At 63.3% G+C, this 21,407-nt stretch carries 19 protein-coding genes; 10 read left to right on the top strand and 9 right to left on the bottom strand.

Annotated elements, in window-relative coordinates; all coding sequences use genetic code 11:
* The first annotated feature begins 99 nt into the window (after nt 1–99).
* The 7 genes from MFF34_RS01480 (at nt 100) to MFF34_RS01510 (ending at nt 7,978) form a co-directional block, all read left to right on the top strand.
* Nucleotides 100–1,758, top strand: coding sequence for a Na/Pi cotransporter family protein (locus MFF34_RS01480; protein WP_099428020.1), 1,659 nt, complete (start codon nt 100–102; stop codon nt 1,756–1,758).
* 30 nt (nt 1,759–1,788) lie between these two features.
* Nucleotides 1,789–3,195: a pitrilysin family protein gene (locus tag MFF34_RS01485; protein WP_238209786.1), complete on the top strand. Its 1,407-nt coding sequence runs from the start codon at nt 1,789–1,791 to the stop codon at nt 3,193–3,195.
* A gap of 133 nt (nt 3,196–3,328) precedes the next feature.
* Complete coding sequence (locus MFF34_RS01490; RefSeq protein WP_238209788.1) at nt 3,329–4,351, top strand: DUF5924 family protein; 1,023 nt, start codon at nt 3,329–3,331, stop codon at nt 4,349–4,351.
* Nucleotides 4,352–4,494: 143 nt separating this feature from the next.
* On the top strand, nt 4,495–5,628 hold the full coding sequence (locus MFF34_RS01495) for an ABC transporter permease (RefSeq protein ID WP_027591957.1): 1,134 nt from the start codon (nt 4,495–4,497) through the stop codon (nt 5,626–5,628).
* On the top strand, nt 5,625–6,416 hold the full coding sequence (locus tag MFF34_RS01500) for an ABC transporter ATP-binding protein (protein WP_027591958.1): 792 nt from the start codon (nt 5,625–5,627) through the stop codon (nt 6,414–6,416). The genes MFF34_RS01495 and MFF34_RS01500 overlap by 4 nt, the downstream gene beginning before the upstream one ends.
* A gap of 3 nt (nt 6,417–6,419) precedes the next feature.
* Nucleotides 6,420–7,358, top strand: coding sequence for an MlaD family protein (locus MFF34_RS01505; protein WP_027591959.1), 939 nt, complete (start codon nt 6,420–6,422; stop codon nt 7,356–7,358).
* Nucleotides 7,355–7,978 carry an ABC-type transport auxiliary lipoprotein family protein gene (locus MFF34_RS01510; protein WP_238209790.1) on the top strand — a complete coding sequence of 208 codons (624 nt, stop codon included), beginning with the start codon at nt 7,355–7,357 and terminating at the stop codon, nt 7,976–7,978. The genes MFF34_RS01505 and MFF34_RS01510 overlap by 4 nt, the downstream gene beginning before the upstream one ends.
* Here the strand turns inward: MFF34_RS01510 and MFF34_RS01515 are convergent.
* The gene (locus MFF34_RS01515; RefSeq protein ID WP_238209792.1) at nt 7,960–9,189 is read right to left on the bottom strand and encodes a nucleoside recognition domain-containing protein; all 1,230 of its coding nucleotides are present in this window, start codon (nt 9,187–9,189) and stop codon (nt 7,960–7,962) included. The genes MFF34_RS01510 and MFF34_RS01515 overlap by 19 nt on opposite strands.
* A 242-nt stretch (nt 9,190–9,431) precedes the next feature.
* Nucleotides 9,432–10,760 carry a glutamate/aspartate:proton symporter GltP gene (gene gltP / locus MFF34_RS01520; RefSeq protein ID WP_027591962.1) on the bottom strand — a complete coding sequence of 443 codons (1,329 nt, stop codon included), beginning with the start codon at nt 10,758–10,760 and terminating at the stop codon, nt 9,432–9,434.
* 337 nt (nt 10,761–11,097) lie between these two features.
* Between gltP and MFF34_RS01525 the strand changes: the two genes are divergently transcribed.
* Nucleotides 11,098–11,295: a hypothetical protein gene (locus tag MFF34_RS01525; protein ID WP_238209795.1), complete on the top strand. Its 198-nt coding sequence runs from the start codon at nt 11,098–11,100 to the stop codon at nt 11,293–11,295.
* 228 nt (nt 11,296–11,523) lie between these two features.
* Here MFF34_RS01525 and MFF34_RS01530 read toward each other — a convergent pair whose 3' ends face one another.
* From MFF34_RS01530 to MFF34_RS01545, 4 genes are all read right to left on the bottom strand, one after another.
* Nucleotides 11,524–11,994, bottom strand: a complete 471-nt coding sequence (locus tag MFF34_RS01530) for an inhibitor of vertebrate lysozyme family protein (RefSeq protein WP_027591963.1) — start codon at nt 11,992–11,994, stop codon at nt 11,524–11,526.
* A gap of 2 nt (nt 11,995–11,996) precedes the next feature.
* Complete coding sequence (locus tag MFF34_RS01535) at nt 11,997–12,158, bottom strand: DUF1328 domain-containing protein (protein ID WP_003252966.1); 162 nt, start codon at nt 12,156–12,158, stop codon at nt 11,997–11,999.
* 55 nt (nt 12,159–12,213) lie between these two features.
* Nucleotides 12,214–12,504 (bottom strand): hypothetical protein, encoded by a 291-nt coding sequence (locus MFF34_RS01540; protein ID WP_085272104.1) that lies wholly within the window; start codon nt 12,502–12,504, stop codon nt 12,214–12,216.
* 174 nt (nt 12,505–12,678) lie between these two features.
* The gene (locus MFF34_RS01545; RefSeq protein WP_186679095.1) at nt 12,679–13,500 is read right to left on the bottom strand and encodes a BON domain-containing protein; all 822 of its coding nucleotides are present in this window, start codon (nt 13,498–13,500) and stop codon (nt 12,679–12,681) included.
* Nucleotides 13,501–13,709: 209 nt separating this feature from the next.
* On the opposite strand from MFF34_RS01545, the gene algB reads away from it, so the two are divergent.
* Both algB and MFF34_RS01555 read left to right on the top strand, forming a co-directional pair.
* Nucleotides 13,710–15,056 (top strand): sigma-54-dependent response regulator transcription factor AlgB, encoded by a 1,347-nt coding sequence (algB, locus tag MFF34_RS01550; protein WP_027591966.1) that lies wholly within the window; start codon nt 13,710–13,712, stop codon nt 15,054–15,056.
* Entirely contained in the window at nt 15,053–16,831 is a 1,779-nt protein-coding gene (locus MFF34_RS01555) for a KinB sensor domain-containing domain (protein WP_238209797.1), read from the top strand. The genes algB and MFF34_RS01555 overlap by 4 nt, the downstream gene beginning before the upstream one ends.
* Nucleotides 16,832–16,846: 15 nt before the next feature.
* Here the strand turns inward: MFF34_RS01555 and MFF34_RS01560 are convergent, their stop codons facing one another.
* From MFF34_RS01560 to MFF34_RS01570, 3 genes are all read right to left on the bottom strand, one after another.
* The gene (locus MFF34_RS01560; protein WP_238209799.1) at nt 16,847–18,466 is read right to left on the bottom strand and encodes an EAL domain-containing protein; all 1,620 of its coding nucleotides are present in this window, start codon (nt 18,464–18,466) and stop codon (nt 16,847–16,849) included.
* A 107-nt stretch (nt 18,467–18,573) separates the two neighbouring features.
* A complete protein-coding gene (locus MFF34_RS01565; RefSeq protein ID WP_027591969.1) occupies nt 18,574–19,362 on the bottom strand; it encodes an N-acetylmuramoyl-L-alanine amidase in 789 nt (262 codons plus the stop codon).
* 79 nt (nt 19,363–19,441) lie between these two features.
* Nucleotides 19,442–21,385 carry a diguanylate cyclase gene (locus MFF34_RS01570; RefSeq protein WP_238209806.1) on the bottom strand — a complete coding sequence of 648 codons (1,944 nt, stop codon included), beginning with the start codon at nt 21,383–21,385 and terminating at the stop codon, nt 19,442–19,444.
* Nucleotides 21,386–21,407 lie beyond the last annotated feature (22 nt).

The raw sequence follows: 21,407 nt of genomic DNA on the forward strand, positions 1-21,407 counted from the left end.
ACAAAACAACTAAAGCTTTGAGTGGGCACTGAAATTTTCCAAAACGCCCACGCTCCACTTATTGGCCCACATGGGCCATTGGCAACAGGGGGCTTCGCCATGCTGACCCTGCTCAACCTGCTCTCGGCCGTGACGCTATTGGTCTGGGGCACACACATCGTGCGTACCGGCATCCTCCGGGTTTTCGGCTCTGACCTGCGCCGCATCATCAGCCAGAACATGAACAAACGCCCCCTGGCGTTCATCGCCGGGATTCTGGTAACCGCCATGGTGCAGAGCAGCAACGCCACCGCGATGCTGGTCACATCCTTCGTCGGCCAAGGCCTGATGGCCATGACACCGGCCTTGGCGATCATGCTTGGCGCCGATGTCGGTACCGCGCTCATGGCCCGGGTACTGACTTTCGACCTGTCGTGGCTGTCGCCCCTGCTGATCTTCCTGGGTGTGATCTTCTTCCTCTCGCGCAAACAAACCCGCGTCGGCCAGCTGGGGCGGGTAGGGATTGGCCTTGGCTTGATCATCCTGGCCCTGGAGCTGATCGTGCAGGCCGCTGCGCCCATCACCCATGCCCAGGGCGTGAAAGTCCTGTTCGCGTCGTTGACCGGCGACATCTTGCTCGACGCCTTGGTCGGCGCGCTGTTCGCCATGATCTCCTATTCCAGCCTGGCGGCGGTCTTGCTCACCGCGACCCTGGCCGGCGCTGAAGTGATCAGCCTGCCGGTGGCCATCGGCCTGGTGGTGGGTGCCAACATCGGCAGCGGCTTGCTGGCCTTCATCAGCACCAGCATGCAGAACGCCGCCGGGCGGCGCGTCGCGCTGGGCAGCTTGCTGTACAAGCTGTTCGGCCTGTTGCTGATCATTCCGGTGCTGCACCCACTGGTGGAGTGGATGGACACCTTGAGCTTCAGCCCTCAGGAGCTAGTGATCGGGTTCCACCTGCTCTACAACACCCTGCGCTGCCTGCTCATGCTGCCAACCGTCAAACCCATGGGCCGGCTGTGCAACTTCTTGCTGCCCGAGCGCGAAAACGGCAATGGCCAAGTACGCCCGCGCCACCTTGATGCCTCAGCGCTGGAAACGCCCAGCCTGGCACTGGCCAACGCGGCCCGCGAAACCCTGCGCCTGGGCGACATCGTCGACAGCCTGCTCGAAGCCATGCTCGGGGCCCTGCGCGGCACGCAAGCCGCCCTGCCGCAGCAGGTGCGCGCCTTGGCCGAGGACGCCGAGGCCCTGTACAGCGCCATCAAACTGTACCTGGCGCAGATGACGCGGGAGGACCTCAGCGAGCGCGATAACCGGCGCTGGGCCGAAATCATCGAGTTGGCGATCAACCTCAAGCTGGCCTGCGACCTGGTCGAACGCATGCTGCGCAAAGTCCAGCAGCAGAAAACCAGCCAGCGCCGCGAGTTTTCCCAGGTCGGCCTGGAAGAGCTGACCGGCCTGCAGGAGCAGTTGCTGTCGAATCTGCGCCTAGGCCTGTCCGTATTCCTCAGCGCCGACCCCGAAAGTGCGCAGCTGTTGCTGCGTGAAAAACGCCGGTTTCGTGCGCAGGAACGGCGCCTTGCCCACGCCCATGTCAGCCGCCTGCAACGCAAGGTGGTGCAAAGTATCGAGACCAGTTCGCTACACTTGGAGCTGATCGCAGACATGAAGCGGTTGAACTCTTTGTTCTGCAGCAGTGCCTATGTGGTACTCGGTGGCTCGGACACGGGCGGGCTAATGCTCGACAGCGTGCCGGACGAAGCCCGCTTGCCGTGATTTCGCCAACCAGGAGATTCAAGCTCGCCCATGCGTTGCCTGATGTTCGTTTGCCTACTGATCTGCAGCCTGCCCACGCTCGCCCTCGACCGCTCGCGGGTTGAAGGCTACCTGCTGCCCAACGGCCTGCAGGTCATCCTCAAGAACGGCTATGAACGTGACCACGTGGCCATCCGCCTGGTGGTGGGGGTCGGCCTGGATGACTTCAGTTGCGAGCAGAAAGAGCTGCCGCACTTGCTCGAGCACTTGCTGTTCAGCGGCATCGACGAAACGGGCGAGGGCGGCCTGGAAGAGCGCCTGCAAGCCCTGGGCGGCGAGTGGAATGCCTACACCAGCAGCGCCGATACCACCTTCGTGATCGAAGCGCCGGCGCGCAACCAGCGTAAAGTCCTCGACCTGCTGCTGGCGATAATCCGCGACACCCCGATCGACGCCAAGGCCCTGGCCACGGCGAAAAGGATCATCGAGCGCGAAGATGGCGGCCACTATGGCCACCTGCAGCGCTGGCTCGACCGCCAGGACATCGGCCACCCCGCCAGTGACCAGTTGGCCACCGAGCTGGGCCTCAAGTGCGCCGAGCGCTCGAACATCGACGACATGACCCTGGAACAGGTGCAGGCCCTGCGCGACCGCTGGTACGCGGCCAACAACATGACCCTGATCCTGGTCGGTGGCCTCGACCGCCTGCTGCCGGCCTACCTGGAGCGGACTTTTGGCGAGCTGCCTGCCACCGAACCGGAAGAGCGCCGCAACCTCGAGAGCATCAGCCAGCAGGCCGAACAACGCCGCGACCTGACCCGCGGCTGGCTGGGCGACAGCGTCAAGTTGCACTGGCTGTTCATCGAGCCGGTGCTGGACAACGACCACCAGCCGACCCTCGACCTGCTGTCACGCTACCTGGACTGGGCACTGTACGACCAGTTGCGCCTGCGCAATGGGCTGTCCTACGGCCCATCGGTGCAGCGCGAAAGCTTCGGCGACAGTGGCATGCTCAGTCTTAACGCCGACCTGGAACGCGACGACATCGACAAGGCGGTCAAGGTGATGCAGGGCTTGTTCGATCACCTGCGCAAGGAAGGCCTCGACCCGGACACCTTCGCCCGTATCAAGGACGCCAGCGTTGCCCGGGAAAGCTGGAGTACCCAAGGCAACAGTGCCTTGGCCGACTATTACTGGGGCGCGTTGAACGACTACACCGACGGCCGCTTTGCCAACCCTGCGCGCAAGTTGCGCCAGGTCAGCCTGGCACAGGCCAATGAGGCACTGAAGGAATTGCTCAAGGACCCGGGTTACCTGCGCATCGAGAAACCGCTGCTGGGTTACGACGAGCTGTACGGGCTGCTCGCCCTGCTGCTGGGGCTGATCCTGGCGGCAGGGTTGCTGCGCTGGCGCCGGCACACCCCGCAACCACCGAGCGGTGCTACACGGCAGAAGTGATTCGGCGGTATCCTTTAGCCAGTACCGGCCTGTTCGCGGCCCCGCTCCCACAACGGTAGACATTGCCCCTGTGGGCGCGGGCTTGTCCGCGAAGCGGCCGGCACAGCCACCCTATCTCTCCTGTTGTAGACCCATGCCCCCAATTCCCCGCTTCGTCCAGCGCGTCATCGAACTGCTTAAACGCTACCCCGGCATCATTGCGCTTGGGGGTTTCCTCTCTGGCATCGGCAGCTTCATCCTGGTCGACCGCCAGGCCGGCCTTGCCAGCTGGGTAGCCGTCCTGATGCTGGTCAGTTGGGTCTGGCTGATGCTGGAAAACACCCTTACCGGCCTGTTCGCCCGCACCTTCAACCGCGAAATCCCGCAGCCCTTGCTGCGCTACGCAACGCAGATGATCCACCAGGAGACCCTGTTCTTCGTCCTGCCGTTCTTCTTCATCACCACCACCTGGAACAGCGGCCAGCTGGTGTTCACCGGCTTGCTGGGCGCTGCCGGGCTGATTTCGATCGTCGACCCGCTGTACTACAAGTGGCTGGCCCCACGGCGCTGGCTGTTCCTCGCGCTGCACACCCTGACTTTGTTCGCAGCATTGCTGACCGCGCTGCCCATCATTTTGCACCTGACCACCGCCCAGAGCTTCAAGCTGGCGTTGATCATCGCCATGGCCCTGTCGTTCCCAAGCCTGGCCAGCAGCTTCCCGGTGAATACCTGGCGGCGCGGCGTGGCCCTGGTGCTGGTGACGCTGTCGGTCGGGGCCGGAGGCTGGTTGCTACGCTCCTGGGTACCACCGGCGACGCTGTGGATGACCGAAGTGGCCGTCAGTACCGAAGTACTCAACCGCCAGCCCGGCGAGTCGCTGGACGAGATCGCTGCCAGCCGCATCAAGAGCAGCGGGTTGTATGCGTACACCTCGATCAACGCACCACGAGGCCTGAACGAGCGGATCTATCACGTGTGGCAAAAGGACGGCACGGAAGTCGACCGTATTGCCCTGGACATCCACGGTGGGCGCAAGGAAGGCTACCGCGCCTGGACCCACAAGCAGAACTTCCCGCCTAACCCGGTGGGCAAATGGCAGGTGAGGGTGCTGACCGAAGACGGGCAGGTGATTGGTGTGCTGCGCTTCAAGGTGGTCGACGACACTGCGACGAAGTGATGGTTGGGGCTTGCCGGGGCGCCGAACCGCTGCGATGGGCCGCAATGCGGCCCCCAGCTCCCACACTCAGCACATAATCAACAAACCAGCCCATGCCCTCTGCGCTATGATCAGCCCCTAAGCCTTAGCGCCGAGTCAGTTGCATGGAGCCTATGACCCCCCCCAGTGCCACCCTGGACACCAATCAACACCCCGCCTGCCTGCGCATTACCGGTGATTGGACCCTGGCCCACTACGCCAGCCTCAAGCGCGAAAGCGACCAGTTGCGCACGCAATGCAGCAGCGACACCGTTGCCGACCTCAGCCAACTGGGCCGCCTCGACACCGCCGGCGCCTCGCTGCTGGCCGAACTGCTCGGTTCCGAGCGCCTGTCCCATTGCACCGACAGCCTGCCCGACGCCAGCCGCGCCCTGCTCAAGAACGTCTACTGCTCCGTCCAGGACTATTGCATCCCGGTCAAGGAGGCAGAACGCCCGGTGCTGCTGTTGCTGCTGGAGCGCATCGGCCGTGCCGTCAATACCCTTTGGCAAGACACCCGGCAATTGCTCGGCTTCGTCGGCCTGATTCTGGAAACCCTGCTGCGAAGGGCCTTCCAGCCGCACCGCTGGCGGCTTACCCCGGTGGTCGCTCACATCGAGCAGACTGGCCTGGACGCCGCCCCCATCGTGGCCTTGCTGACCTTCCTGGTAGGCGCGGTGGTGGCGTTTCTCGGCGCCACGGTGCTGGCTGCCTTCGGCGCGACCATCTTTACCGTCGACCTGGTGGCGTTCTCGTTCCTGCGTGAATTCGCCGTGCTGCTGACCGCCATCCTCATGGCCGGCCGCACGGCCAGTGCCTTCACCGCGCAGATCGGCTCGATGAAGGCCAACGAAGAAATCGACGCCATCCGCACCCTGGGCCTGAACCCGATGGAGCTGCTGGTCGTGCCCCGGGTGTTGGCCCTGCTGATCTCGTTGCCGCTGCTGACCTTCCTCGCGATGATCTGCGGCATTGTCGGCGGCGCGGTGGTCTGCGCGCTGTCGCTGGATATCTCACCGGCCATGTTCCTGTCGCTGCTGCAGACCGACATCGGTGTGCAGCACTTCCTCGTCGGCCTGGCCAAGGCGCCGTTTTTCGCCTTCCTGATCGCGGCCATCGGCTGCCTTGAAGGCTTCAAGGTCAGTGGCAGCGCAGAATCCGTTGGGGCACACACCACCTCGGCAGTGGTGCAGTCGATTTTCGTGGTCATCGTGCTGGACGCGGTGGCGGCACTGTTCTTCATGGAGATGGGCTGGTGAGCGGGCGGGAAACAGTCATCGAGGCCCGGGGCATCTGTAACCGCTTCGGCAGCCAGAGCGTGCATGAAAACCTCGACCTGGACCTGTACCGGGGCGAGATCCTGGCCGTGGTCGGCGGCTCGGGTAGCGGCAAATCGGTGCTGCTGCGCAGCATCATTGGCCTGCGCCGGCCCAACGAAGGGCAGATCAAGGTATTCGGCCAAGACCTGGCCGAGCTGCGCGAAGAGCAGCGTTCGTTGGTCGAGCGGCGCTTCGGCGTGCTGTTCCAGAAGGGTGCGCTGTTCTCGTCGCTGACCATCACCGAAAACGTCGCCTTGCCGCTGATCGAGCATGCTGGTTTGTCCCGCGCGGATGCCGAACACCTGGCCGGGGTCAAGCTGGCCCTGGCCGGGCTGCCGATTTCGGCCGCCGACAAATACCCGGCCTCGCTGTCCGGCGGCATGATCAAGCGCGCGGCGCTGGCACGCGCCTTGGCCCTGGACCCGGACATCCTGTTCCTCGATGAACCCACCGCGGGCCTCGACCCGATCGGCGCGGCCGCGTTCGACCAGTTGATCCTGACCCTGCGCGACGCACTGGGCCTCTCGGTGTTCCTCATCACCCACGACCTGGACACCCTCTACACCATCACCGACCGCATCGCGGTGCTGTCGCAGAAGAAGGTGCTGGTGGCCGGCCCCCTGGCCGAGGTCGAGCAAGCCAACGACCCCTGGATTCAAGAATACTTTCACGGCCCCCGCGGGCGTGCAGCCGAACAGGCCGCCGCCCGCCCGAGGCAGGAGCGCTGAACGATGGAAACCCGAGCACATCATGTCCTCATTGGCCTGGTCACCGTCCTGGTGGTGGCCGGTGCCATGCTGTTCGGCCTGTGGCTGACCAAGTCCAGTGTCGACGATGCCTTCAAGGATTACGAAGTGGTGTTCAACGAAGCCGTCTCGGGCCTGTCCCGGGGTAGCCCGGTGCAGTACAACGGCATCAAGGTCGGCGACGTGTCGACCCTGCGCCTGGACCCCAAAGACCCGCGCCGCGTGCTCGCCCGCGTACGGCTGAGCGGCGACACACCGGTCAAGGAAGACACCCAGGCCAAGCTGACCCTGGCCGGGGTCACCGGCAACTCGTTCATCCAGCTCAGCGGTGGCACGCCCCACAGCCCGGAGCTCAAGGGCAAGGACGGCAAGTTGCCCGTGATCATCGCTTCGCCTTCGCCAATCTCACGCCTGCTCAACGACAGCAGCGACCTGGTCACCAACATCAACCTGCTGCTGCACAACGCCAACCAGATGTTCTCTGACGACAACATTGGCCACCTCAGCAGCACCCTGGCCAACCTCGACAAGACCACCAGTGCCTTCGCCGGCCAGAACGGCGGCATTGCCCAGGCCATCGAGCAACTGGTGCAGGTTGGCAAACAGGCCAGCGCCACCCTGGCCGAAACCCAGGCACTGATGCGCAACGCCAACGGCCTGCTCGGCAGCGAAGGCAAGCAAGCCATCGGCAATGCCGGGCAGGCCATGCAGTCGCTGGCCGACAGCACGGCAACCATCAACCAGCTGCTCAAGAACAACAGTGAGGCCATTGGCGACGGTGCCCAAGGCCTGAACCAGCTAACCCCCGCAATCCGCGAGCTGCGCGAGACCCTCAACGCACTGAAGGGCATTTCCCGGCAACTGGAGGCCGACCCGAGCGGCTACCTGCTCGGCCGCGACAACAACAAGGAGTTCCAGCCATGAAACCTTCGCTGCGCCTGTTGGCCCTGGCGGCCGCGATGAGCCTGGCCAGTGCCTGCTCGATCCTGCCGCCAAGCGAACCTGTGGACCTCTATCGCCTGCCCGTGAACCAGCCAAGCCGCGTTGCCACGCCGCTGGACTGGTCGCTGCGGCTGAACAAACCGCTGGCCAGCGAAGTGCTGGCCGGCCCCCGGATCACGGTGATTCCACACGGCGACGTGGTCAGCAGCTACAAGGGCGCGCGCTGGAGCGACGCTGTGCCGGTACTGCTGCGCAACCGCCTGCTCGACGGGTTCCAGCGTGACGGCCAGGTGCAGCGCCTGAGCGCCGACGACAGCAACCTGCAGGCTGACTACGAGCTGGCCGGCGAGCTGCAGGCGTTTCAAAGCGAGTACCGCCCGGACGGGGCAGTGGAGGTGGTGATTCGTTACGATGCGCGGCTGGTCCAGGGCCGTAGCCAGCGCATTCTGGCCAGCAAACGGTTCGAAATCCGCCGGCCGTTGGCCGACAAGCAGGTCGCGGCTGTCGTCGCAGGCTTCGGCGCGGCCAGCGACCAGCTGGCAGGGCAGGTGGTGGCCTGGACAGTCGCCCAGGCCGCGCAGGCTCAGCCGAAGAACCAGTAGCAGACGAAGATCGCCGCAACCACCCCGGAGAACTCCGCCAGCAGTGCGCAACCGACCGCGTGGCGCACCCGCTGGATGCCCACTGCACCGAAATACACCGCCAGCACATAGAACGTGGTCTCGGTGCTGCCCTGGATGGTCGCTGCGACCAGCGCCGGGAAGCTGTCCACGCCTTGCGTCTGCATGGTCTCGATCAACATCGCCCGCGCGGCACTGCCGGAGAACGGCTTGACCAGCGCGGTGGGCAGGCCTTCGACGAAGCGTGTATCCAGGCCCATCCAGTTCACCGCATGGCGAATGCCATCCAGCGCCAGCTCCAGGGCGCCCGAAGCGCGCAGCACACCCACCGCCACCAGCATGGCCACAAGGTAAGGCAGCAGGTTCTTGGCCACGTCGAAGCCTTCCTTGGCCCCTTCGACAAAGGCTTCGTATACCTTGACCCGCTTCAGCGCGCCGATCACTAGAAACAGCATGATCACGCCAAACAGCGTGAGGTTGCCCAGGAGCGACGACAGGCTCGACAGCGCGGCCGCCGACAAGGTGCCGAGAAAGGCCATGAAGCAGCCCAACAGCAGCGCGCCGGGGATCAGATACGCCAGTACCACCGGGTCCCACAAACGCAGGCGCTGCATGACGGCCACCGACAGCAGGCCGACCACGGTTGACACGCTGGTGGCCAGCAGGATCGGCAGGAACACCATCGTCGGGTCGGCCGCGCCTTGTTGCGCGCGGTACATGAAGATGGTCACCGGCAACAGGGTCAGCGACGAGGCGTTGAGTACCAGGAACAGAATCTGCGCGTTGCTCGCGGTGGTGCTGCTGGGGTTCAACTCCTGCAGCGCCCGCATGGCCTTCAGGCCGATCGGCGTGGCCGCGTTGTCCAGGCCCAGGCCGTTGGCGGCGAAGTTCATGGTGATCAGGCCCAGCGCAGGGTGGCCCTTGGGTACCTCTGGCATCAGCCTGGCGAACAGCGGGCCAAGCACCTTGGCCAACCACTCGACGATACCGGCCTTCTCGGCGATTTTCAGAAAGCCCAGCCACAGGGTCAGGGTGCCGAACAGCAGGACCATCACCTCCACCGACAGCTTGGCCATGGCAAAGATGCTCTCGACCATCGCCGCGAAGATGCCGGCGTTACCGCCGATCAGCCATTGGGCCAGGGCGGACACGGCCGCCACCAGGAAAAAGCCGAGCCAAAGGCCGTTGAGCATCCGTGTATTCCCCCTGAAAAATGCCCGAATGATAGCGTATCGAGCTGTTCATTAGCGCCAAACGTAGCCCACCCCCCTGTAGGAGCAGCCTTGTGCTGCGAAGAGGCCGGTGACAACTGTTCTGTTCTCAGCGCCTGCCCCGGCCTCTTCGCAGCACAAGGCTGCTCCCACAGGCCGGTGTGCTTTACAACAGATAGCAAAAAGCCCCGACAAGTCGGGGCTTTTTGTTCAACGCTTTAGCTTCAGCGTTTGGCGGTCTGGCCAACCACTGCAGCTTCCTGCTTGTCGGCCATCAGCGAGGCGTAGTACTGCTCGCCCTTGGCAGCGTCGTACATGCCTTCCCAGCGTGCGATAACCAGCGCGGCCAGGGCGTTGCCTACCACGTTCAGTGCGGTACGGGCCATGTCCATGATGCGGTCGACACCAGCGATGAAGGCCAGGCCTTCCAGCGGGATGCCCACGCTGCCCAGGGTCGCCAGCAGTACCACGAAGGATACGCCCGGTACACCGGCAATGCCTTTGGAAGTGACCATCAGGGTCAGGACCAGCAGCAGCTGCTGGCTCCACGACAGGTCGATGCCGTACAGCTGGGCAATGAAGATTGCCGCGATGCTCTGGTACAGGGTCGAACCATCGAGGTTGAACGAGTAGCCAGTCGGCACCACGAACGAGCAGATCGACTTCGGCGCACCGTACTTCTCCATCTTCTCGATCACCCGTGGCAGCACGGTTTCGGAGCTGGAGGTGGAGTAGGCCAGGATCAGCTCATCTTTCATGATGCGCATGATCTTGATCACCGAGAAGCCGAACACGCGCGCCACCAGGCCCAGCACCATGAAGGCGAAGAAGGCGATGGCGAAGTACACCAGCAACACCAGCTTGGCCAGCGGCAGCAGCGAGCTGAAGCCGAAGTTGGCGACGGTCACGGCGATCAGGGCGAATACGCCGATCGGGGCGTAGTTCATGATCATGTGGGTGACCTTGAACATGGTCTCCGACACAGCCTGGAAGGTACGCACCAGTGGGTCGCGCAGTTCTGCCTGCAGGCTCGACAGGCCCAGGCCGAACATTACCGAGAAGAAGATGATCGGCAGCATTTCGCCACGCATCAGCGCTGCGAAGATGTTCGACGGGATCAGGTTCAGCAGGGTTTCGATGAACGCGTGCTCATGCTGCACTTCGGCCGCGGTGGCCTGGTACTTGGAGATGTCCACGGTACCCAGGGTGCTCATGTCGATGCCAGCGCCCGGGTGGAACAGGTTGGCCAACACCAGACCGACGACGATGGCGATGGTGGTCACCACTTCGAAGTAGATGATGGTCTTGAGGCCGATGCTGCCCAGTTTCTTCGCGTCGCCAACTCCGGCGATGCCCACGATCAGCGACGAAATCACGATCGGGACGACGATCATCTTGATCAGGCGAATGAAGATGTCACCAGCGGGCTGGAGGACGTTGCTGATCCACCATGCCTTTTCCGCACTGAAATGATTCAGTAGCGCGCCGATTGCAACGCCCAGGACCAGACCGATAACGATCTGCCAGGCGAGGCTCAGTTTTGCCTTCTTCATGTCTTTACCCTTTGTTCTAGTGGTCATGGGCGTCGAACGAAAACGCGCGTAACAGAGCCGTTGGCAACGTCACGGTGAGCGAAAAAGCTTCCGTCCGGCGACCTCATGTAAGGACACCGCGAGCGAGCGACAGGGCGCTCGGGCCAGCGAAAAGGCGGCAACTATTGCGATGGGGAAGGGGGAAATCTAATGCCGGAAACGCATAACCCATGCCGATACTGCATAACGGTTTGCGCTGAAAATGGCATGTCGCAAGTGCTTGATTTATAACGTTCGGAAACCCGAACAAGACCAAAGCGCCATTTTTGGGCCGATATGGCAGTGCGTATGGAGGGGGATGAATGGCTTGTTCGACAATCCGAATGGCCGAAATGACACTTGCGGCGGCGGCATCGAACGCAAAAAAAATGTGATGTACGGTCGAGACAAAATGTGTCCCGAAGCGAAAAACACGCAAGAGGGGCCATTGGACGATGGCATTGATGAAATGGCTGATGGCTCCTCGGAAGTCAGGTCGGTGCGGTGTCCCCGATGACACCCCCGACCTGAGGCTTCCGATTCCGCCTTTCCTGACCCGGCCCAATACTGGAGGCACTCCCTGTACCCCTAGGCCACTCCGATCTTGCAACAATCAGAACAGCCCGGCCCCATGGTCATGTGCTGCCCCTCCTCGGGGCGGCGCATCATAGAAGCCTGAACTATAAAAAGGTTCAGCTTCTATTACGTGACAGTGCGTTACCGTTCATCAGCGCTGGCAAAAAGCTCAGTACCATTTCGGGTCACGCTTGAGTTGCTCGCGCAACATCGCCTTCATGCCGTCATCCGGCTTGCCAAGCCAGCGGTACTGCGCATGACGGGTAGGCGACTTGTCGCTCGGCAAGCCTTCGGGTACCTCCACGAGCATCCCGTAGGCATCGTCCTTGTCCCAACTGAACGCCACGATCAGGCGTTTGTAGGTGCAGTTGTCCGCCGTTTCGCACAGGGGGCCGACCAGGTACTGGTCGCCGTCCTCGGTGACTGCCGACATCTGCTCCTGGGCACTGCCGGTGAGGTTGACTACCCAATCGGGCAGCCGTTCCTCGCCCTTGATCGTGTCCTCCCAGGCTTCCCGGTATTCAGGGTCCGAGCCGAGCAACTGATCGACCCGGACCTGGCCGTCATTGGCCGCCATCGCCCCTGCACTGCCGCCCAGCAACAAGGCGGCAGCCAGGGCAGTGCAAAGCTTCCTGCTCATCGTCAACCTCGACCACGTCCAAAGAAGAAGGAGGCTACGAACAGGACCAGGAAGACGATGAACAGGATCTTCGCGATACCCGTGGCGGCGCCAGCGATACCACCGAAGCCCAGTACGGCGGCGACAATGGCGATGATGAGGAAAGTGATAGCCCAACTCAGCATGGTGGTTCTCCTTTCTTTTTTGAAATCAATCCGGCCCTAGGCGTCCAGGACAGGCTCAGAACACCCAGCGATCCTGGGGTACGACAGTTTCTACGGTGGCCGGCGAGGCATTGGCCTTAGGCGAAGGCAGCGGGTCAGCCGCCCTGACCAGGGTGCTGGCACGGGTTGCCTGAATCTGCGTCAACAGCGCGGTCTGCGCCGCCACTTGATCCGCCAGACGCGCGGTCTGCCAGCTGTAGTAGAAGAGGCCGGCGGCCAAAGTCATCAGCAGCGCCATGCCGAGAAACAGGAACTGGCGCAAAGGCAGTGCGGCGTTCTGCGAGCGGTTGACGGATTGGCGGTTCATGCCGGCTCCTCCTGCTGTAATTGTTGTTCAAACCTGAACAGGTAATTGCAGCCTGCATGCCAGCCTTTGAATTCAATAAAACTCCTTTAAAATCAGATACTTAAGATAATAACCCATGGCACCGAAGGACGTATCCTGCACGATGCCGTCCTTGGCGTCGTGCGAATTGCACGATCAGCCCTCGACCTTGGTCGCGACCTTGAGCAGGTCGGCGTCCACACCGCGCACGCCGATAATCTGCCGGGCGATCTCCACGGCGATGGTTTTCTGCTCGCTGCTGACCACCTCTCCCGACAGCCGCACCAGGCCCTCTTGGCTGGCCACCTTGAGGTTCAGGCCATCGAGGTTGCGGCTGAAACGGAAGCTGTTCTGGATCTTGTCGACGATCCAGCTATCGCTGGGTTGCGGCCCGGTCGGGGCACCCACCGGGTTCTCGCGAGCCTTGGCCATGGCGGCGGTATCCAGGCTGACCAGGTTGTTGACCAGGTGCACGCCGTCGGTGGTTCGCGCCACCACCCCGGCCAGCTCCTTGGCCTCTGCGCTGTCGACCCTGCCGCGAAGCGTCACCACGCCATCGCTGCTTTGCACCTCGATAGGCGCTTTCTCGGTCGTGCGGCTCCACAGCAGCCGTGCCCTGATCACGGCAGCCAACGTTGCATCTTCCAGCCGCTGTGCATAAGCCCGCAGTTCCAGCGGGCGCTCCACCAGCTGGGCATTGACCTTCAACTGGTTGTCGACCTGTTCGATCCCGCGGGTAGCCAGGGCAACATGCTCGGCCAACTGGCGCTCGACATCGTTCTCGACCTCACCGGTCAGCCGCGCCTGCTGGCCGTCCACCTCGACATCGATGCGAAACGGGTTGAGCATCCTGTTGAGCGATAACGCGGTTTGCAGCGAGCCCTCCAGGCGGGCGTCCTGCACAGGGTCAGCGAATGCCGGGGTCAATACCGGCAGCAAGGTGGCCGCCAACACGGCCAGTCGTGGGGAAAAGGGCATGGCTGTGCCTCCTTTGTTGGCAAAAACAGAAAATAGTCGCAACCAATGTGCCAGCGCGTAGCTCTAAGCAAATCATCGAGATATCGCGGTTTTCGGGCTTACTTTGGCCATTGGCTAGCATGCAAAGGACAGAATCCTTCAGAATTGACCATGCAACTTGCCCGATTTTTCCCACACTAATTGAAGATCTATCCTAAGGAGCGCAGGAAATGGAATCAGCCCAGGACAACCAAGGCCGCATTCTGCTGGTGGATGACGAGTCCGCGATCCTGCGCACCTTCCGCTACTGCCTCGAAGACGAAGGCTATAGCGTGGCCACCGCCAACAGTGCCGCCCAGGCCGAAACCTTGTTGCAACGCCAGGTGTTCGACCTGTGCTTCCTCGACCTGCGCCTGGGCGAGGACAACGGCCTCGACGTGCTGGCGCAGATGCGCATCCAGGCCCCCTGGATGCGGGTGGTGATCGTGACCGCGCATTCGGCGATCGACACCGCGGTGGATGCCATCCAGGCAGGGGCGGCCGATTACCTGGTCAAGCCCTGCAGCCCAGACCAGCTGCGCCTGGCCACCGCCAAACAGCTGGAAGTGCGCCAACTGTCGGCACGCCTCGAAGCCCTCGAAGGCGAGGTGCGCAAACCCAAGGACGGCCTCGACTCGCACAGCCCGGCCATGATGGTGGTGCTGGAAACGGCGCGTCAGGTCGCAACCACCGATGCCAACATCCTCATCCTGGGCGAGTCCGGCACCGGTAAGGGCGAGCTGGCCCGCGCCATTCATGGCTGGAGCAAGCGTGCGCGCAAAGCCTGCGTCACCATCAACTGCCCCTCGCTGAATGCCGAGCTCATGGAAAGCGAGCTGTTCGGCCATACCCGCGGCGCCTTCACCGGTGCCAGCGAGAGTACCCTTGGCCGGGTCAGCCAGGCCGACGGAGGCACGTTGTTCCTGGATGAAATCGGCGATTTCCCACTGACCTTGCAGCCTAAGCTGCTGCGCTTTATCCAGGACAAGGAGTACGAGCGCGTGGGTGACCCGGTCACCCGACGCGCCGATGTGCGCATTCTGGCCGCCACCAACCTCAACCTCGAGGAGATGGTGCGCGAAAGCCGCTTCCGCGAAGACCTGCTGTACCGCCTGAACGTGATCACCTTGCACCTGCCGCCCCTGCGCGAGCGCAGCGAAGACATCCTGACCCTGGCCGATCGTTTTCTGGCCCGCTTCGTCAAGGAATACTCCCGGCCCGCCCGCGGCTTCAGCGACGAAGCCCGTGCAGCCCTGCTCAACTACCGCTGGCCTGGCAACATCCGTGAACTGCGCAACGTGGTCGAACGCGCCAGCATCATCTGCCCGCAGGAGCGCGTCGAGATCAGCCACCTGGGCATGGGCGAACAACCCGCCGGCAACGCACCACGGGTTGGCGCAGCCTTGAGCCTGGATGAACTGGAGCGCGCCCACATCGGCGCGGTGCTGGCTGCCAGCGATACCCTTGACCAGGCCGCCAAAACCCTGGGCATCGATGCCTCGACCCTGTATCGCAAACGTAAGCAGTACAACCTATGAAGTGGCAGATGAAGCTGCGCACGCGGCTTTTCCTCAGCATTTCGGCGCTGGTCACGGTGGCCTTGCTCGGCCTGATGCTGGGCCTGGTGAGCGTGCTGCAGATGGCCTCGGTGCAACAGCAGCTCGTGCGAGACACCACCCACGTCTTGGAAGTGGGGCTTAAATTGCGGCAGAACCTCGGCGAACAGCTGACCCTGATCCTCGACGAAGACACCGCGCCGCAAAGCCTGCAAGTGCTGCAAGACAACTTCCAGTCCCTGCTCAACCAAGGGCTTGAACAAGGCGGCGAACGCACCGGCTTCAGCAAGGCCAGCAGCAACTACCAGACCTTCCTCGAGGCCTACCGCGACAGCCCCGCACCGGCGCGCAGCATGGGTATGGACCAGCCCCTGGGGGCTGCCTTCAACCAAGTGCGCACCGACCTCATCGACGCCCACAAGCAAGCGCTGGATCACATTACCCGCAGCGAGGAACATACCCGCGATCGCGCCTTGATGGTCAGCGGCGTCCTTGGCCTGATGGGCTTGGTGATCCTGGTGCTGGGTTTCATCACGGCGCACAACATCGCGCGACGCTTCGGCCAACCGATCGAAGCCTTGGCCAAGGCGGCCGACCAACTCGGCAAGGGCGACTTCGATGTGACGCTGCCAGTCACCCAAGCCATCGAGCTGAACCAACTGACCCGACGCTTCGGGCTCATGGCCGACGCCTTGCGCAAGCACCAGGCAACCAACGTCGATGAACTGCTGGCCGGCCAGCAACGCCTGCAAGCGGTGCTAGACAGCATCGACGATGGCCTGCTGATCATTGACCGCCAAGGCCGCCTGGAACACCTCAACCCTGTGGCGCAGCGCCAGCTGGGCTGGAGCGACAGCCGCCTGGGCAACACCCTGGCCGAAGCCTTGCAACGCCCGGAGCTGGAGCAACAGCTACGCCAGGTGCTGCGCGGTGGCAGCCTAGAGCGCCCACCCGACGACCTGAATATTGACGTCGATGAAGAAACCCGCCTGCTGACCTACAGCCTGACACCGGTCAGCCACCCCCAGGGGCCGATCCTGGGTGCGGTGATGGTGCTGCACGATGTCACCGAGCAACGGGCCTTCGAGCGCGTACGCAGCGAGTTCGTGCTGCGTGCCTCGCACGAGCTGCGCACCCCGGTCACGGGCATGCACATGGCGTTCGGCCTGCTGCGTGAGCGGGTGAAGTTCCCGCCCGAGGCGCGCGAGTACGACCTGCTCGAGACCATCGGCGAGGAAATGCAGCGGCTGACCCAACTGATCAACGACCTGCTCAATTTCTCCCGCTACCAGAGCGGCCTGCAGAAGCTCGACCTCGCCCCATGCGCCATCGATGAACTGCTGGAGCGCGCGCAGCTGCGTTTTACCGAGCAGGCCGCGCACAAACAGATCGAGTTGATCAAGGAGCTGGAACTGCCGCTGCCACGTATTCAGGCCGACATCGCCCAGCTCGACCGGGTGCTGGACAACCTGCTGCACAACGCCGTCCGCCATACCCCCAGTGGTGGCCGTATACGGCTTCACGCCAGGCGGCATGCGGAGCGGGTGATCATCAGTGTCGAAGACAACGGCGAAGGCATCGCCTATGGGCAGCAAGGGCGCATCTTCGAGCCCTTTGTGCAGGTAGGGCGCAAAAAAGGTGGCGCGGGGCTTGGCCTGGCGTTGTGCAAAGAAATCGTGCAACTGCACGGCGGCAGAATGGGCGTGTTTTCCCGGCCGGGGCAGGGTACTCAGTTCTACATGGCACTGCCGGTCTGACGACTGGGTTTGCCCTCAAGACTCATCGGTACCCCGCCGCGCCGGCACCGCCCGCCACCCGCGGGTCACCAGCTCGGCAAATTGACGGGCGTTCAACGGCCGGGCGAACAACCAGCCCTGGCCGTAATTGACCCCTTCACTGTTGAGCAACACCGCCTGGTCTTCGCATTCGATGCCTTCGGCAATCACCCGCAGGTGCAGGTCGTGGGCCATGCGGATGATGTGCGGGGCCACACCGCTGCTGGCGGCGTCGTGCCCCAAGGCGTCAATGAAGGCCTTGTCGATCTTCAGGCAGTCCACGGGCAGCGTCTGCAGGTAGGCGAGGCTGCAGTAACCCGTGCCAAAATCGTCGATCAACACTTGGTGGCCCACCGCACGCAGGGCCTGCAGGTTGTCGCGCGCTACCACCACGTCGATCAGGCCGCGTTCGGTCACCTCGAAGGCGATCTGGCTGGCCGCCACCCGGTGCAAGGCCAGCAGCCGCGCCGCCACCCGGCCAATACGCGGGACCATCACATCACACGCCGCAAGGTTTACCGAGATGTACAGGTTGCGGTGCGACCGCAGCAACTGGCCCAACTGCTCAAGCACCCGCTGCAAGACAAAGTCAGTGATCTGGCGGATCTGCCCGGTATTTTCGGCCAACGGAATGAACAAGTCCGGGCTGGTCAAAGTGCCGTCCGGGCGGCGCCAGCGCACCAGGGCCTCGGCACCGACACAACGCCGTGTGTCGAGCTCGATGATCGGCTGGTAAAGCACCTGCAGTTCGCCCCGGCGCAGTGCGTTCTGCAGCTCCGAGCTCATCGAGCGGCGCTGCAGAATCAGCTGCAACACCAGCCAGCCAATGCAGCAGGCGGCCAGCACGCTGCCAGGGAACAGCAGCCAGAGCATGCCGTTCATGCGCAAGGGCAGGCTGGCGCGTGGCGCAATCAGCACCAGTTGGTAATCCGGCGATTTGGTCGGCATGCGGTAGATGAGGCGGTCGCTCAATTCGAGCAGCGACTTGTGGCTGGCCGACCAGGCTGAGGGCGGTGGCCACACCTGCGGCGGGCCTAGTACCGGGATGGCCCGGGTACCGTTGTCCAGCACCACCACCAGGCTGCCACCGGGCGGCAGGTCGACAACATCGGTCAGGTGCCCGCGCGACGTGGACACCACGAAATTGCCACGCCCCAGCATCAGGGCCGCCAGATTTTCGTCGGGCTCGATCGTGGTGTTCAACCAGTAGCTGTAGGTCGGCCCCTTGATGTCGGGCGCGCGCAGTGGCTCGAAGGCCCGTTCATCCCCCCGGTTGGAGCAGGCGACATGGGCATCGACGTACGCGGCTTCATAAATGAAGCGCGAACTCAGGCCCACCTGCTGCAATGCCGCCAGCATCTCTGGGCTGCAGCCGCGCAAAGGCTGCGCCTGCAGGGTGTCGACCCCTTCACGAAGCTGGCCAAATACCTGCTCGAGGCGATCGAGAAAGCGCTCGCCCTGCGCATTCATCTGTTCGCTCTCGCTTTGTTTCATCTGCTGCAGGGCAATACCGATGCTGGCGCTGAGCAACAGTGCGGCGCTGGCCAGTGCTGCCAATGAGGCCAGCATCCAGGGACGGTAAAAAATTTGGCGCAGCGTCGTAATGAGGGCTGACATCAAGGGCATCCAGTTGATTACCAAGGTATAGCAACTGAATCGAGAATCATCCTCGCCGTTGGGCGATTAACGGGTCAAGGGCTGCTGCGCAGCCCATTCTTCCTGCATCAACGCATGCGGTTGAGCACTTGCAGCATCGCGGCCGTCTGGGCATCGGGCATGCCATCGAAGCGCTGTGGGCGGAAGCGCATCTGGAACGCCGCGATCACATGCCGGGTGGCAACGTCCAGTTCGCCAGTTTGCGCGATGGCATAGCCGAACCGTGCCAACTCCTGCTGGTACCAGCTCACGCTCGGCGGGTTGACGCTGAAGAAGGCTTGTTGCCGCGCCACTGCGTTAGGCTCCGGCCAGATACCGATACCCGCGTCGGCCAGGCGCTTCCACGGGAACAACGGGCCTGGGTCGAGCTTGCGCAACGGCGCGATATCGCTGTGGCCAACGATATGCCGAGGGTCGATGTTGTTGCGTTTGACGATGTCCTTGAGCAGCGCGATCAAGGCCTGAACCTGGGCTTCGCTGTAGGGGTGCCAGACTCGGCCATTCGGCGTATCGGTGAACCCTGGGTTGACGATTTCGATCCCGATCGAGGTCGAATTCAACCAGGTGCGCCCTTGCCATTGGCTGTCACCGGCGTGCCAGGCGCGGCGGCTTTCATCCACCAACTGATACACCGTGGCCGGGCCATCGCCGATCAGGTAGTGGCTGCTGACCTCGCCATGGGTCAGTAGCGCCAATGAGCGCTCGAGCGAGGCATTGGTGTAGTGCAGGACGACAAACTGGATACGCTCGTCCTGGTTGGCCGACGGGTGGCTGCGGTCGATGCGCAGGCCCGTCGAGCAACCCGCAACAGCAACCAGCAAGCAGGTGAGCAGTGTTTTTTTAACGGTGGAAAGCACGTCGGCGGCCTCAGCGTGTAAGCGCTACAGTATAACGTGCTCTGAATGGCCTGTGCTCGCCGTGAGTCAGCGCCGCCCCTTACCCCTGCTCGACACGGTTGCGCCCCAAGTCCTTGGCACGGTACAGCGCGGTGTCGGCGCGCTTGAGCACCTGGTCACCGCGCTCGCCGGAGCGGAATGCACCCAAGCCAATGGACGCGGTGATCACCACGCGCTCGCCTTTGAAATGGAACGGGCAGGCTTCGATGGTCGCACGCAGTAGCTCAGCCATCTGCGCGGCCGCAGCGGGTGAAGTCTGCGGGAACAACAGCACGAACTCCTCACCGCCGAAGCGGGCGATGAAGTCGCGCCCGCGCAGGCGCTTGCGCAGCTGGTCGGCGACGATCTTCAGCACCTTGTCACCTGCCAGGTGCCCATAGTTGTCGTTGATGCGCTTGAAGTGGTCCAGGTCGAGAATCGCCATGGCCAAGTGGCCGCCGTTTTCATGCCAGTCGAGCATCTCGCGTTCCAGGTGCTCGCTCCAGGCCGCGCGATTGGGCAGGCCGGTCAGCGGGTCGAGCAAGGCCTTTTGCCGCTGCTCTTCAAGGTGCTCGCGATAGCCAAGCGCCTCGTGCTCCATGTTCGCCACGCGCTCGGACAGGCCCTGCAGGCGACCGGCAAGTTCCTGCTCGCGGCGATCACGCTCGTGCTTGTGCTCGTCCATGGTCACCAGCAAGCCTTCGAGCCGGTTTTCCAGGATGTGCTTGAGGCTGTCCACGTCGGCGGCGCCTTTCACACTGCTCTGCAGCCCATCGACCTGCTGGCGCAGCTGGGTGTCCAGCGCCTCGGCGGCGGTGCTGTTGTCGGCATGCCCGGCACTGGCTTCGTGCAGGTGGCTCTGGAAGCTTTCCAGGCGCTCGTTGAGCTGTTGCAGGTAGGTCTCGAATTCGTGCTGGCCGCTGTCGGTGATCGCCAGCATCAGCACCGCCAAGTCGTCGAGCACCGGGATCAGTTCGTACCAGTTCAGCCCCCGCGCCACCCGCTCGCGCATTTCCAGGGCCTGGGCCTTGTGCCGCTCGGGCAGGCTGAGGTCGTCGAGCAGGCCGATCAGGGTCTGCTCGATATGGGCGGCCACTTGGCTGTAGGGCGGCTCTACCGCGTAGGGCAGGGCATAAGGGCCATCTTCACCGAAGGTTTCTTCCAGCGTCTGCGGCGGTGCGGCCTCTGCCGCGGTTTGGCTGAGGACTGGCTCCGGCGCTGGGGGCTCATCCGGCACAGGTTCGGGTTGTGGCGCGCTCGGCACGTCTGCGGTTTCGATCAGCGCCGGCCCTTCCAGCTCCGCTACCAAGGCTGGCTCAGCCAGTGCTGGGGGTGCCAAGGGCAGCAGTGCGTCTACATCCTCGGGCTGCGGGTCTTCGGCAACGTGCTGAACGGGGGCGGCAACGGGCGGCGCCACGGCCTCAGCCATTGCCACAACAGGCGCTGCCGCCAGTGCAACCTCTGCTTCGTCGGGCTGCTCGCTGTCACGACCACCAAACAAGCGCTGCAAAAAGCCTGGCCGCTCTTCTTCAGGCTTGCCCAACGCATCCAGCGCGCGACCTTGCAGGCCGCTCAGCTCGCCCAGCAACGGGGGCAACTCACGCGACTGGGCAACCCCGCCGTCGAGTTTCTTCGCCAGTTTTTTCAGCGGCCGCGAAATGTCGCTTGGCAGCGGCAAGCCTTGCAGCTGAGTGACTAGCGCCGTCAGCGCATCGCTGACCTGGTTCATGCGGGTTTCCCGGCGTTGCTCGGAATCCAGCACGGCTTTTTCCAGGCGCGGAATCAGCCCGGCAAGGCCTGCGTCCATGTTGTCGCTGCGGATGACCTCACGCATTTCCTTCATGCACTGGTCCACCACCTTGTCACTGCCTTCGGCAGCCAGAGTGCTGCGCACCAGCCCACGACGCAACAGGTCGAGACGTGCGTCCCAACGGCGTTCAAGCTTCTCTTGCTGCTCGATGCTCTTAAGGTATTTCTCTTTCCAGCGCTCAGCGTCGTCAGTCATGCCCGGGCCCGCAAACGGTGAT

The organism is Pseudomonas sp. PAGU 2196, assembly GCF_022179005.1.
In the GTDB taxonomy this organism is placed as follows: domain Bacteria; phylum Pseudomonadota; class Gammaproteobacteria; order Pseudomonadales; family Pseudomonadaceae; genus Aquipseudomonas; species Aquipseudomonas kermanshahensis.